Raw genomic sequence first — 12,519 nt, 5'->3', positions numbered from 1 at the left:
AGTCAGCGGGCGAGAGCCGCGAGCGATGTCGCCACTGCGTCCACCGCGTCGCGGTCGATCGCGTGGAACGCCCACGTGCCGCGCTTCTCGCGTGTGACCAGGCCGGCTTCGTGGAGCTGGCGCAGGTGGTGCGAGACCGTCGGTTGGCTGAGCCCCAGCGGCTCCTCGAGATCGCATGCGCACACGGCACCGTTGGCCGCGAGGATGCGCAGGATGCGCAGCCGGGTGGGGTCGGCGACCACCTTCAGGAGCGCGGCATCGGTCGCGTCGTCTCCCTCGGGGACCGTCAGCACCGTGCCGGGCGTGCAGACGTTGGCATCGGCCAGCAGGTTCTCGCGCAGGGACATTCCCGCACTCTAGCCAGAACATCGAGATTCATCAATATTGACAGGCGTCGATATCCCCGCCATCCTGGCCGCATGAGCGACACCAAGCCCTCCGTCATCTTCGTCTGCGTCCACAACGCCGGCCGGTCCCAGATGGCCGCCGGATACATGCGTCACCTCTCGGGCGGCGCCGTCGAGGTCCGCTCGGCCGGCTCCATGCCCGCCGACCAGATCAACCCCACCGCCGTCGAGGCGATGCTCGAGGAGGGCATCGACATCCGCGAGGAGCAGCCCAAGGTCCTCACGCCCGACGCCGTCCAGGCGTCCGATGCTGTCATCACCATGGGCTGCGGCGACGCCTGCCCGTACTACCCCGGCAAGCGCTACGAGGACTGGGTCCTCGAGGACCCCGCCGGCCAGGGCATCGCGGCCGTGCGCCCCATCCGAGACGAGATCAAGGGCCGCGTCGAGGCCCTCCTCGCGGACCTCGTCAAGTGACCGCCGCCGCCCCCGAGGTCGTCCCCGGCCGCCTGTCCACGCTGGACCGGTGGCTACCGCTGTGGATCGGCCTCGCCATGGTGGGCGGTGTGCTGCTGGGCCAGTTCGTGCCGGCCCTGGGCGACCTGCTTGAGTCGATGGAGATCGGCGGTATCTCGATCCCCATCGCCCTCGGCCTGTTGGTCATGATGTACCCGGTGCTCGCGAAGGTCCGCTACGACAAGGTCGCGGCCGTCACCGGCGACAAGAAGCTCCTGGCCTCGTCACTCGTGCTCAACTGGCTCGTGGGGCCCGCGGTCATGTTCGCCCTCGCGTGGATATTCCTGCCCGACCTCCCCGCCTACCGCACGGGCCTCATCATCGTGGGACTCGCCCGCTGCATCGCAATGGTGGTCATCTGGAATGATCTCGCATGCGGAGACCGGGAGGCGGCCGCGGTGCTGGTCGCGATCAACTCCGTCTTCCAGGTCGTGGCGTTCTCTTTGCTGGGCTGGTTCTACCTCACCGTGCTGCCCGGCTGGTTGGGGCTCGACACCCAGGGGCTCGACGCGTCGATCGGGACCATCGCGCTCAACGTACTCATCTTCTTGGGAATCCCCCTGGCCGCAGGCTTCGCCTCGCGCGCCATCGGCGAACGCGCCAAGGGCCGCGACTGGTACGAGGAGCGGTTCCTCCCCCGCATCGGCCCCTGGGCGCTCTACGGGCTGCTGTTCACGATCGTCCTGCTGTTCGCGTTGCAGGGCGAGCAGGTCGTCGCCCACCCGTGGGACGTGGCCCGCATTGCACTGCCGCTGCTCGCGTACTTCGGGATCATGTGGGGAGTCGGGATGATCACCGGTCGCGCGTTGGGACTGGGCTACGCCCGCACCACCACGCTGGCATTCACCGCGGCGGGCAACAACTTCGAGCTCGCCATCGCCGTCGCGATCGGCACCTTCGGCGCCACGAGCGGCGAGGCCCTCGCAGGCGTGGTCGGCCCCCTCATCGAGGTGCCCGTCCTCGTCGCGCTCGTCTACGTCAGTCTGTGGCTGCGCCCGCGTCTCTTTCCGGCCGATGCCATGGTCACCCTCTCCCCCAGCCGCACCTAGGTCACAAGCCAGCCACAGCATCGGCCATTCTCAGGAACAAGAAGGACCCGTGGGAACATCCCCGCTAGCAGGGTCGTTCCCTTCTCGGAAGCAGGCACCACCCCCGCCTGCACACGACCTAGGGAGGCTGACATGGCTGATCGAGCACTGCGCGGAATGCGTCTGGGAACCCAGAGCATGGAGGCGCCGGGCAACGCCGAGCTGGCGGAGCGCCGCGACGTCCACTACGACTGCCCCAACGGGCACATCGTCACACTGCCGTTTTCCGTCGAGGCCGACGTCCCGCTGTCGTGGGAGTGCCACTGCGGCGCCCTCGCGCTGCTGCGTGATGGCGACCGTCCCGCCGACAACGAGGTGAAGCAGGCGCGCACCCACTGGGACATGCTGCTCGAGCGCCGCACCATCCCCGAGCTCGAGGAACTGCTTGACGAGCGCCTCGAACTGCTGAGGGCCGGACGGATCGGCAGCTAGGCCCGCTTAACCCTTTCGAGAGAACGCGCGACGCACCTGCGTCGCGCGTTCTTTTATGCCCCACGCGGTGGTCTTCACGAGCGCCTCGCGGATGATCGCGCCGCTCATCTTTGATTGGCCCTGCTCGCGCTCGACGAACGTGATGGGCACCTCCACCACCGTGCCGCCCGCACGCACCACGCGCCAGGCCATGTCGATCTGGAAGCAGTAGCCCTGCGACTCGACGTGGGCGAGGTCGAGGCCCCGCAGGGTGGCGGCGCGATAAGCCCGAAAGCCGGCCGTGGCGTCGTGGACGGCCAGGCCCAGCATGAGCCGCACGTAGGTGTTCGCGCCGGTCGACAGCAGGCGTCGGTGCGCGGGCCAGTTCTCGACCGCTCCCCCATCGATCCACCGCGACCCGATGGCGAGATCCCAGTCGCCGGGGGCGTTTAGGACCTGTGGGAGGTCGACGGCACGGTGCGATCCGTCGGCATCCATCTCCACGAGCACGTCGTAGCCGCGCTCCAGACCCCATGCGAAGCCCGCGAGATAGGCGGCGCCGAGGCCGGCCTTGCCGGGGCGGTGGAGGACGTGGAGGTGGTCGTCTTGTGCGGCCGCGGAGTCCGCCCAGTCGCCCGTGCCGTCGGGCGAGTTGTCGTCGGCGACGAGGATGTCGACGTCCGGGGCCGCCGCGCGCACGGCGGCGACCTGCACGGGTAGCGAGTCGCGCTCGTTGTAGGTAGGGATGATGACGAGCGTGCGGGTCACCAGTCGTACCTTTCGCGGATGGTGCGGCCGGCGGCGGAGATCACGAGGATGGCGGGAGTCAGCAGGAAGCCCCAGTGCCACAGATAGCGCAGGCCCACGGCCGGGGTGGTCTCCGTGCGAAGCGGCAGCGTGGTGTAGATCTGCTCCGCGGTGAACAGATCGGTCTCCTCGATGAGACGTCCGTTGGGGGTAACGACACCCGAGACGCCCACGGTGGAGATCTGGATCGCGGCGCGTCCCGTCGTGATCGCGGCGAAGCGGGTCATCTGGAGCTGCTGGGTGGATTCCGCGGTGAGGCCGAAGCTCGCGTTGTTGGTGGGCACAAGGAGGGCCTCGGCGCCATCGGCGACCGCGTCCGTGACGATGGTGTCGTAGGCGATCTCAAAGCAGATGGGCGTGCCGACGGTCACCACACGGTCGAGCGCGGCCACCGGTACGTGAATGGTGGCCTTGCCCTCACCCTCGAGCACCTCGGTTTGCACCAGGTCGACGGCGTCCGAGAAGTTGCGCACAAAGCTGCGCATGGGAATGTACTCGGCGAAGGGTGCGGGACGCTGCTTGTTGTACGTGTCGAGCACCTGGCCCGAGGTCGACCACAACAGCATCGAGTTGTAGCGCCCCTCCTCGGGCGAGTAGTCGTTGGTGCCCAGGAGCAGCGGGGCCTGGGCAGCCTGGGCTGATGCGGTGACGAGCTGTTCCGACTCCTCGTCCGCGCGCGGGTCATAGTCCGAGGAATTCTCGGGCCACAGCAGCAGGTCGATGGGTCCGGGGTCGGACTCGACGAGCGCCATGGTGCCGTCGTGGTGATTCTTCGTGACCTGCCTGGCCTGGGAGAAGGCGTCGAGGCCGGTGTTGGGCACGTTGCCCTGCACGGCGCCCACCCGGAGCGTGCCGTCGGTGGCCTGGGTGTCGATGGGGACAAATAGCCCCGCCGCAAAGAGTGCCGCACCGGCGATGGGGGCGACGCCCGCAAGCACCAGGCGGCGCGTCAGCATCGCCTCGATGGCGAGTCCCAGGCACGCGCCCACCGTCGCGACGGCCAGGGTGGTCAGAGGCAATCCACCGAGCCAGGCGATGCGGGCGATGGGTGCATCGACCTGCGAGAAGGCGATACGTCCCCACGGGAAGCCGCCGAACGGGATCATCGAGCGCAGCTGCTCCATGCCCACCCAGATCAGCCCGAAGGCGAGCGGCGACCACCACGTCGCCCGGCCTTCCATCAGCGGCGAGCGGCGCACGGCGGCCCACCCCGCGCCGAACAGGGCGATGAAGGCGCCCTCCGCGATCGAGAGGGCGAGCCAGGGTACGAGCCCCACGGACGCATCGGCCCATGTCAGGTGAGGCAGCAGGAAACTGATGGCGAAGACCCAGGTGATGAGGAAGCCGCGCCACACGGTGGCCTGCGCGAGGGCGAGCCACAGCATCGCGAGCGACACGTAGATGAGGGGCCACCAGCCCAGGTCAGGAAAGCCGGCGTTCATGACCAGGCCACCGCCGACGGCGAGGACCATGGTCGTCAGGAAGCGGGGCACCCGCTCAGCCTACTTTCGTGCGAGGCGTGCACGGGACAGCCTCACCGGACGGCGTGTGATGGTGTCGCGTACTCTCGCGCGCCTGTTGCGCGCGTCCGCGTGAAGCGCACGTTCCCCGTTTCCGCGCGTCACGATGTGACGGTGATCTGGCCGACACGCCGTCCGTACGGGCCGATGCGACGGCGAGTCGGCTGAATCACCGTCACCTTGTCACGGGGCTGGGTGGCCACGCGTCGGGACGCACGTTCTGGGTGAGTGGGATGGTGCGGCGCCTAGTAGGCCACCACTCCCCTGCGCATGGACTCGATGGCGGTCCGGGCGCGGTCCTGCATCTGCTCGGTGGGCGCCACCTGGGCCACCTGGTCGAGCACGTCGATGACCTGCTTGCACCAGCGCACCATGTCACCGGGCGCGATCTCGACATCCTTGAGTGCCTGATCGAGGTTCTTGCCCTGAGCCCAGGCGTGGATCGCGGAGACAATGCCCCACTGGGGAGCGGGAGCATCGGGCAGGCGGTGTGCGTGCTGCAGGTCGTCGACCCGTGACCACACGCGCACGGTGTCCTTGAGCGCACGGCCTAGGACACCGCCGGGGCCCCCTGGAATGTGCGGGGTGCGGGTCTCGTCCTCTCGCCTGCCGCCATAGAGCAGGGTCGAGACGGCTGCGGCCAACGCCGGCGGATGGAGCTCGTTCCAGATACCGGTGCGCAGGCACTCGGCGATCACCAGGTCGTTCTCGGAGTACAGGCGCTTCATCATGGAGCCGTCCCGGGTGACCTCGGTTTGGGGTCCGTCGCCCTCGAGGTAGCCCAACTCGCGCAGCACGGCGCAGCGGCGGTCGAAGATCGCCGCGATCGACCCAGTGGCGCGCGCGATCTCCGTGGTGAGGCGGTCGCGGTCGCGCAGGGTGCGGTGATAGCGCTCGGCCCAGCGCGCGTGCTGCTCGCGGTCGGGGCACTGGTGGCACGGGTGCGCCGCCATCTCGCGGCGCAGCGCATCCACGCGGCGCTGGTGGTGGTCGGACTCGGGACGCTCCTTGCGGCGACTGGGGGCATCGAATGTGTGCCGCGCCGCCTCGATCTGTTGGGCGAGCTCGCGGCGCACTCGCGCGTTGCGCACGTCCACGCCCTTCTTCACGCGGATAGCCCCCACGTGCTCAACCCCGGCCTGCAGGTCCGCGACCGACAGGCGGAAGAACCGGGCCTCGTCGCTCACGACCGTGGGGCGCGGGGCGGACTCGTGAGGGTCGGGCGCGGCCACGACCGCGAAGCCCTGGCGCTTGCCCGACTCGATGCGCACCACGTCGCCGCGGCGCAGGCTCGACAGCGTGTCGACGCCCGCCTCGCGGCGCTGTCGCTTGACCGTCTTGGAGGCATCCTTCTGTGCACGCGTGATGCGTTCGCGCAGCGCGGCGTATTCCATGAAGTCGCCGCGGTCGCATTGCGCGGTGGTCTTGTACGCCTCGAGCGTGGACTCGAGCTCGCGCGCCCGCCTGGCCTTGCCGACCACGTTCTGGTCCGCCTGGAACTGCGCGAAGGACAGCTCGAGCAGCTCACGCGCCTGATCCACGCCCGACTGCGACACCAGGTTGATGGCCATGTTGTACGACGGCGTGAAGCTCGAGATCAGCGGGTACGTGCGGCGCGATGCGAGGCGCCCCAGCTGCGGGGCGTCGAAGCCCGGGTGTTCCACGACGACGGCGTGGCCCTCGATGTCGATGCCGCGGCGCCCGGCGCGGCCAGTCAGCTGCGTGTACTCCCCCGCCGTGAGGTCCTTGTGACCCTGGCCGTCCCACTTCACGAGCTTCTCGAGCACGACGGAGCGGGCGGGCATGTTGATGCCGAGCGCGAGGGTCTCCGTGGCGTAGACCACTTTGAGCAGCCCAGCGGCGAAGAGCTCCTCCACGACCTCCTTGAACAGCGGGATGAGGCCCGCGTGGTGGGCGGCGAGGCCCGCCTCGAGCGAGTCGCGCCAGCGCAAATACCCAAGTGCGCCGAGGTCCGCGGTCGGGATGCCGGAGCAGCGTTCGTCGACGATGCGGCCTATCTCCGCCGCCTCCTCGGGCGTGGTCAACTGCAGCCCAGACGCGCGCACCTGGTCGACGGCGTCCTCGCACCCCGCGCGCGAGAACACGAACACGATCGCGGGGAGGAGCCCCTGGCGGTCCAGTTGGTCGATCACGGCGAAGCGCGGCGGCGCGCGACGTCCCGCCGGTCGCCGCCCGCCGCGCGACGGACGCCCAGGGCGCCCTCCGTACCCCTCGCCCGAGCGCGACCGGCGCGTGATGGCCTCGAGCTCGGGATTGAGGCGCGGGTTGGGGCCGGGATCCTGCGGGTCCACGCCCGGCGAGTACAGGTCGAACAGCCCCTCGCGCACCAGGACGTGTGGCCAAAGCGGCACGGGCCGGTGTTCGGAGACGATCACGCGTGTGTCGCCGCGCACCTCGGTGAGCCACGCGCCGAACTCCTCCGCGTTGGAGACGGTCGCGGACAGGCAGATCAGCGCGGTGCGCTGGCCCAGGTGGATGATGACCTCTTCCCACACCGAGCCGCGGAAGCGATCGGCGAGGTAATGCACCTCGTCGAGGATGACGGCGCCCAGGTTGTCCAGATCGCGCGAGCCCGCGTAGATCATGTTGCGCAGCACCTCGGTGGTCATGACCACGACGGGCGCGTGTGGGTTGATGGACGTATCCCCGGTGAGGAGCCCGACGTTCTCGGCGCCGTAGACGCGCCGGAGGTCGCCGAACTTCTGGTTGCTCAGAGCCTTGATGGGCGTGGTGTAGAACGCCTTCTCGCCGCGGTTGAATGCGTGGCGCACGGCAAACTCGCCGACGAGGGTCTTGCCCGCTCCCGTGGGCGCGGCGACTAGGACCGAGTGACCGTCGGCCACCGCCTCGCACGCCTCACGCTGGAAGTCGTCGAGCGGAAAACTCAGCGACGCCTCGAACTCGGTCAGGTCGGAGCGCTTCGCGCGCGCACGCGCGGCCGCATAGCGTTCGGCGGGAGAGGTCATGTTGCCAGGCTAATCGCGCGGCGGCGCCAGCACGTGCAGCGCGCCCGGCGCGACCGTCGCGGTCAGCGGCGCCGGTCCCACCAGTTCCCCATCGGCCGATGCCGGCGGGAGCGCCGCACCCGCCTTGCCCTGTTCGAGCGTCACCTCTCGCGCGCGGGTGACGTGCACGGCCGGATGGTCGATGTGGTGGCCGCGGTGGAGGCGCGGCAGGATCGCGCCGATCTGGGGCAGCGTGAGCGCCTCCGCGGTGACCACGTCGAACAGCCCGTCGTCGAGCACCGCGCCCGGCGCGAGCGGAATGCCTCCGCCCAGCGTGGTGCCGTTGGCCACCGCCACAAGCGTGTAGCGGTCGTCACCGGCGCCCGCGCCGTCAAGACTCACCCGCGCGCCATAGGGCCGGAAGCGCGGCAGCTCGAGCCCGATCGCCACCTTGTACTTGACGGGCCCGCGCGGGAACCGCATCCGCATCCCGCGTGCGGCGATGGCCGCGTCGATGCCTGCCGACAGCACTCCGGCAAAATACCGCGGCCGATGCGGCGGCGCCACGGTCGCCCCCGTCACCTTGCCCAGGTCCACCGTGCGGACGGTGCCGGCCGCGAGGGAGCCGGCCACGGCATCGGCCGCCTCGAGCACGTGATTGACCGGGAGGCCGATCGTCGCGGCGAAGTCGTTGCCTGACCCGGCGGCGATGATGCCGAGCGGGAGGTCGCGCTCGGCGCAGACTTGGGCGCCCAGGTGGACCATGCCGTCTCCGCCGACCACGACGAGGGCGTCGAGGGAGCCGGCTGCCGCGTCCGCCGCCTCGAGGGCCGAGGCCCACGAACCGTGCGTGAGGTCCGTGATCTGGTGGCCGTGGGAGGCGAGGCGTGAGAGGGCCTCGGCGCCCCAGCGGGCCCCGCGTCCAGAGCCAGCGGACGGATTGGTCACCACGCCCAGGCGGCTCATGCGCGCCTCACCGGCGGCTCACAGGTCCTCGAGGGCGGGGCGCTTGCGTTCGCGCAGCCAGCCCACACCAATCCCGGCGAAGTACAGCGCGCACATGGGCAGCGCCATCGTCATCATGGTGAAGACGTCGGGCGTGGGGGTGAGCACTGCGGCGAGAATGAAGATGATGAGCACGGCCCAGCGCCAGCCCTTGAGCCATGTGCGGGTGCGCACGATCCCGGCCCAGGTGAGGAACACCATCACGACCGGGAAGACGAACGCGATGCCGAACGCGAGGAACAGCCGCAACGTGAACGTCATGAGCATCTGCGCGTCGAGGACGTTCGAGCCGCCCTCGGGCGTGAAGCCCGTAAGGATGACGACGGCACGCGGATAGACCCACGCGGCGAGCGCGAGGCCGGCGGCGAACAGCGGGATGGACGTCGCGAGGAAGCCGACGGTGTACCACTTTTCGCGTTTCTTGAGGCCGGGCGCGACGAAGGCCCACAGCTGGTACAGCCACCATGGCGAGGAGATGACGACGCCGACGAAGATCGCGACCTTGAGCTGCATGTCGAGCGCCGTAATGAGGCCGGCGAAGTTCACGGTGACGAGCCCGTCGACCTCCTCGGCGGCGTCGAGGATGGGGCCCTGGATCGCCTCGAAGACGGGCTCGTAGAGGAACCAGCCCGCGACGGAGCCGAGCGCGATGCCGATGGCCGCGAGGAACAGGTGCTTGCGGAACTCCCTCAGATGCGCGCTCAGAGGTTGGCGGGCGTCGGGATCGGCCCGCCGCGAGCGACTACTTGCCACGCCCCTGATCGTCCGAGGGGAGGTCCACCGTGGAGTCGGGAATCTGCGTCTGCTGCGGGGCCTCGGGGGACGCGGCAGGGGTGGTCGTGTCGCGCGGTGCCGGGGCGCCCTGCGCGGTCCCGGTGCCGTCGGCGGGTGCGTCCTTCTTGTCCTTGTCCGAGCGCAGGTTCGCCGTCTCGTCCTTGAGGATGTTGAGCGACTTGCCGATGCTGCGTGCGAGCTCGGGCAGCTTAGGCGCGCCGAACAACAGCAGCACGATCACCGCGATGATGATCCATTCGCGTGCACCCATGGTCTGACTCCTTGCGTCGGGAACTGGCGTCCAGTGTAGTCGCGGTGACGACGGCCGATGCCTACTGGCCTTGCGCGTCCAGCACGGCTCGCGCTTGGGTCGCCATCTCGTCGCGCAGCACCGCCGGCTCGACGGATCTGAGGTCGGGGCCGATGGCGAGCAAACGTCCCGCGGTCCAGGCCGGGTTGGCCACGCCGAAGGTCGCGGTGACGGTGTCGCCCCCTGCGTCGCCGTCTGCGACGCCGTCCGTCGCGATGGACACGCCGGGCATGTCCTCGACGGCCCAGCGGGCGGCGCGGGCGAGCGTCACCGTCGCCTCGTAGTGTGGCTGCAGCGCGAAGCCGTGGGAGTCCGCGGGGGCGTGCGTCTGCGCGCTCTCGGTGGCGGTGGCCGCCGCCACGCGATCGAGTCGCAGGGTCCGGTAGTCGCCCGCACGTCGGCACCAGCACTCGACATAAGCGGCGGCGTCGATGAGGACGATGCGGTGGGGCTCCACGGTGCGTTCTGTGCGCCTGTCGTGCGCGTCGACGTAGTCAAGCGTCACAGCCGTCGCGGTCTCGATGCCCTGTTCGAGGGTGGTGCGAACCTGGGGGTTGACGGCGGTGTCGGCCACGACGTCGAGGCCCACGGGACCCACGGCGCCGCGGAGCTTGTCGAGCACCGACCCGGCGGCCTCCGGGGCCGCACCCGAGGCGGTGAGCGCCGAGAGCGCGCCGATCAGGGCCGCGGCCTCGCGCGGAGAGAACGACACCTGCGACACGCCCTGGCCGTTGGTGAGGTCGGCGATGCCCGCATCGAACAGATCGGCGTTGAAGTCGATGAGGTCGTTGTGCTGGTGGCCGGGCAGGCCCGAGACCCACAGCGTCTCGACGTCCGCGCGAATCTGCTTCACGCTCACGCCGAAGTGCTCGGCGAGCTCGGCGAACTCCGTCTCGCCGTGGCGCTCGAGGTAGTGGACGATGCCCAATAACCGCGTGAGGCGAGCCAGCGTCTTGTCAGCCACGGGCGACCTCCAGGGCGGCGCGCGCGTGGGCGCGGACGGCATCGGCCAATTCCTGAGGCTCGAGGGCGCGAACCGCGCCTCCGCGTGCGAGCACCTCGTCGCGCAACTGGTCCAGGTGGCGGTAGTCGATCTGCACGATGTCCCAGTCGCCGTCGGTGTCGACGACAGTGCCACGGCTGCGCAGGGCGTGTGCGGCCTCGGGGCGGATCGCGAGGCGTGCGGTGCCAGGGTGGGCGTTGGGCAAGAGCGCGGCGTCGATGTCTCCGGGCGGAGTGAAGGCGCCGGGCTCGCCGTTCAGCGACACCTCGCCCAGCACGCGGCTGAGGCGGAAGGTGCGCGGGGCGTCGCGGTCGACGTCGTGGCCGATGAGGTACTCCGCTCCCCCGCTCAGCAGGATCTTCCACGGCTGGACCTGGCGCGTGGCGGTGCCCGAGGACGCGGAGGCGTACTCGAACGTGACGGCCTGGCGCAGCTGGATCGCCTCGAGGACCAGAGCGGTCGCGTCGGTGAGGCGCGTGGAGAGCGCCGCGAACGGTAACGCCTCGGCGGGCGCGTGGGTGGAGGCCGAGGCTGCCTTGACGAGCGCCTGGCGAGCGTCGTCGCCGAGCGTGACGCCGTGCCAGTAGTCCGCCGCGAGGGCGAGAACTGCGCGCTCGGCTGCGGTGAAGTCCAGCGGCGGCAGCTTGGCCTGCGCAGGATCGATCCGGTAGCCGATGTCGTCGCCGTAGGCCTGGTGGCGCACGGTCACGACGGGCACGCCCAGGCGGCGCAGCTTGTCCTTGTCGCGCTCGAACATGCGCTCAAAGGTGGCCTTGCGGCGCTTGCTCGTCGCCTCGTCCCACGACGGGTCGTCACGGTCGTAGCCCTCCACCGACGCGCGAATCTCATCCTTGGTCATGCGCACTCGCGAGTGCATAAGGGCGATGATGAGGTTCAGCAACCGCTCCTCGGCGGACACGGCCATCTAGACACGCACCGCCAGCAGCTCGGTGGCAAGGATGGCTCGCGCGCCGGCGGCGTAGAGCTTGTCCATGATCTGGTTCATCTCGCTGCGGGGCACCATGACGCGTACCGCGTGCCAGTCCTTGCCGTGCAGCGGGGTGACCGTCGGCGCCTCCATGCCGGGGCTGACGGCGATGGAGTCCTCGAGCTTGTCGTTGGGCACGTCGTAGTCGACCAGGATGAACTGTCGGGCCATCAGCACGCCGCGCAGGCGACCGGTGAGCACCGCGATGTCCTCCTCGGACGTGTCGGTGCCGCGGATCAGGATGGCCTCGGACTTAAGGATCGGGTCGCCGAAGATCTCCAGGCCCGCGGCCCGAAGGGTGGTGCCGGTCGAGACCACGTCGGCCACGGCATCGGCCACACCCAAGCGGACCGAGGACTCGACGGCGCCGTCGAGCCGCACCACCTTGGACTCGACGCCGAACGACTTCAGGTGGTGCTTGACCAGGCGCGGGTAGCTGGTGGCGACGCGCTTGCCCTGCAGCTGCGTGATGTCCGTGATGTCGCCTGCGGGGGCCGCATAGCGAAAGGTCGAGCCGCCGAAGCCGAGCTCGAGGTGCTCAACTGCCTCGGCGCCCGAGTCCAGCAGGAGGTCGCGACCGGTGATACCGGCGTCCACGGTGCCGGCGCCTACGTAGACGGCGACGTCGCGGGGGCGCAGGAAGAAAAACTCAATGTCATTGCGCGCGTCGTGCAAGACCAGCTCGCGGGAATCGCGGCGCTGCTTGTAGCCGGCCTCCCTGAGCAGTTGGGAGGCGGGTTCGGATAGGGATCCCTTGTTGGGGACGGCAATGCGGAGCACGGGG

Annotated in this window: 13 protein-coding genes; 3 read left to right on the top strand and 10 right to left on the bottom strand. The window is 69.8% G+C overall.

Going from position 1 to position 12,519, the window contains the following annotated elements:
* Positions 1 to 2: 2 nt before the first annotated feature.
* Positions 3 to 347 carry a helix-turn-helix transcriptional regulator gene (locus B7K20_RS07675; protein ID WP_084101947.1) on the bottom strand — a complete coding sequence of 115 codons (345 nt, stop codon included), beginning with the start codon at positions 345 to 347 and terminating at the stop codon, positions 3 to 5.
* Positions 348 to 419: 72 nt separating this feature from the next.
* Here B7K20_RS07675 and B7K20_RS07670 point away from each other — a divergent pair, with 72 nt between their 5' ends.
* The 3 genes from B7K20_RS07670 (at position 420) to B7K20_RS07660 (ending at position 2,383) form a co-directional block, all read left to right on the top strand.
* Positions 420 to 824: an arsenate reductase ArsC gene (locus B7K20_RS07670; protein WP_084101946.1), complete on the top strand. Its 405-nt coding sequence runs from the start codon at positions 420 to 422 to the stop codon at positions 822 to 824.
* Positions 821 to 1,912 carry an ACR3 family arsenite efflux transporter gene (arsB, locus tag B7K20_RS07665; protein ID WP_084101945.1) on the top strand — a complete coding sequence of 364 codons (1,092 nt, stop codon included), beginning with the start codon at positions 821 to 823 and terminating at the stop codon, positions 1,910 to 1,912. The genes B7K20_RS07670 and arsB overlap by 4 nt, the downstream gene beginning before the upstream one ends.
* A 132-nt stretch (positions 1,913 to 2,044) precedes the next feature.
* Positions 2,045 to 2,383: an RNA polymerase-binding protein RbpA gene (locus B7K20_RS07660; RefSeq protein ID WP_084101944.1), complete on the top strand. Its 339-nt coding sequence runs from the start codon at positions 2,045 to 2,047 to the stop codon at positions 2,381 to 2,383.
* A 6-nt stretch (positions 2,384 to 2,389) separates the two neighbouring features.
* On the opposite strand, the gene B7K20_RS07655 is transcribed toward B7K20_RS07660, so the two are convergent.
* From B7K20_RS07655 to hisG, 9 genes are all read right to left on the bottom strand, one after another.
* Positions 2,390 to 3,133 (bottom strand): polyprenol monophosphomannose synthase, encoded by a 744-nt coding sequence (locus B7K20_RS07655; RefSeq protein WP_144018596.1) that lies wholly within the window; start codon positions 3,131 to 3,133, stop codon positions 2,390 to 2,392.
* A complete protein-coding gene (gene lnt / locus B7K20_RS07650) occupies positions 3,127 to 4,662 on the bottom strand; it encodes an apolipoprotein N-acyltransferase (RefSeq protein ID WP_084101943.1) in 1,536 nt (511 codons plus the stop codon). The genes B7K20_RS07655 and lnt overlap by 7 nt, the downstream gene beginning before the upstream one ends.
* Positions 4,663 to 4,934: 272 nt before the next feature.
* Positions 4,935 to 7,676, bottom strand: coding sequence for an RNA helicase (locus tag B7K20_RS07645; protein ID WP_084101942.1), 2,742 nt, complete (start codon positions 7,674 to 7,676; stop codon positions 4,935 to 4,937).
* A gap of 9 nt (positions 7,677 to 7,685) precedes the next feature.
* A complete protein-coding gene (locus B7K20_RS07640; RefSeq protein ID WP_084101941.1) occupies positions 7,686 to 8,621 on the bottom strand; it encodes a diacylglycerol kinase family protein in 936 nt (311 codons plus the stop codon).
* 18 nt (positions 8,622 to 8,639) lie between these two features.
* On the bottom strand, positions 8,640 to 9,413 hold the full coding sequence (gene tatC / locus B7K20_RS07635) for a twin-arginine translocase subunit TatC (protein ID WP_084101940.1): 774 nt from the start codon (positions 9,411 to 9,413) through the stop codon (positions 8,640 to 8,642).
* Positions 9,403 to 9,705 carry a twin-arginine translocase TatA/TatE family subunit gene (tatA, locus tag B7K20_RS07630; protein ID WP_084101939.1) on the bottom strand — a complete coding sequence of 101 codons (303 nt, stop codon included), beginning with the start codon at positions 9,703 to 9,705 and terminating at the stop codon, positions 9,403 to 9,405. The genes tatC and tatA overlap by 11 nt, the downstream gene beginning before the upstream one ends.
* A gap of 61 nt (positions 9,706 to 9,766) precedes the next feature.
* The gene (locus tag B7K20_RS07625; RefSeq protein WP_159449361.1) at positions 9,767 to 10,708 is read right to left on the bottom strand and encodes a YafY family protein; all 942 of its coding nucleotides are present in this window, start codon (positions 10,706 to 10,708) and stop codon (positions 9,767 to 9,769) included.
* Entirely contained in the window at positions 10,701 to 11,672 is a 972-nt protein-coding gene (locus B7K20_RS07620) for a YafY family protein (RefSeq protein ID WP_084101937.1), read from the bottom strand. Before B7K20_RS07620 ends, B7K20_RS07625 begins: the two co-directional genes overlap by 8 nt.
* Positions 11,673 to 12,515, bottom strand: a complete 843-nt coding sequence (gene hisG, locus B7K20_RS07615; protein ID WP_084101936.1) for an ATP phosphoribosyltransferase — start codon at positions 12,513 to 12,515, stop codon at positions 11,673 to 11,675. It abuts the gene before it with no gap.
* Between the last annotated feature and the right edge of the window lie 4 nt (positions 12,516 to 12,519).

This window comes from Demequina sp. NBRC 110051 (assembly GCF_002090055.1).
Taxonomy (GTDB): domain Bacteria; phylum Actinomycetota; class Actinomycetes; order Actinomycetales; family Demequinaceae; genus Demequina.
Note: the sequence above shows the minus strand (reverse complement) of the source record. Positions and strands in the feature narration are given on the sequence as shown.

Coding starts and splice junctions, on each gene's coding strand:
- B7K20_RS07645 (WP_084101942.1), bottom strand. CDS start 7,676: ATGACCTCTCCCGCCGAACGCTATGCGGCCGCGCGTGCGCGCGCGAAG.
- B7K20_RS07640 (WP_084101941.1), bottom strand. CDS start 8,621: ATGAGCCGCCTGGGCGTGGTGACCAATCCGTCCGCTGGCTCTGGACGC.
- tatA (WP_084101939.1), bottom strand. CDS start 9,705: ATGGGTGCACGCGAATGGATCATCATCGCGGTGATCGTGCTGCTGTTG.
- B7K20_RS07620 (WP_084101937.1), bottom strand. CDS start 11,672: ATGGCCGTGTCCGCCGAGGAGCGGTTGCTGAACCTCATCATCGCCCTT.
- B7K20_RS07675 (WP_084101947.1), bottom strand. CDS start 347: ATGTCCCTGCGCGAGAACCTGCTGGCCGATGCCAACGTCTGCACGCCC.
- B7K20_RS07670 (WP_084101946.1), top strand. CDS start 420: ATGAGCGACACCAAGCCCTCCGTCATCTTCGTCTGCGTCCACAACGCC.
- B7K20_RS07660 (WP_084101944.1), top strand. CDS start 2,045: ATGGCTGATCGAGCACTGCGCGGAATGCGTCTGGGAACCCAGAGCATG.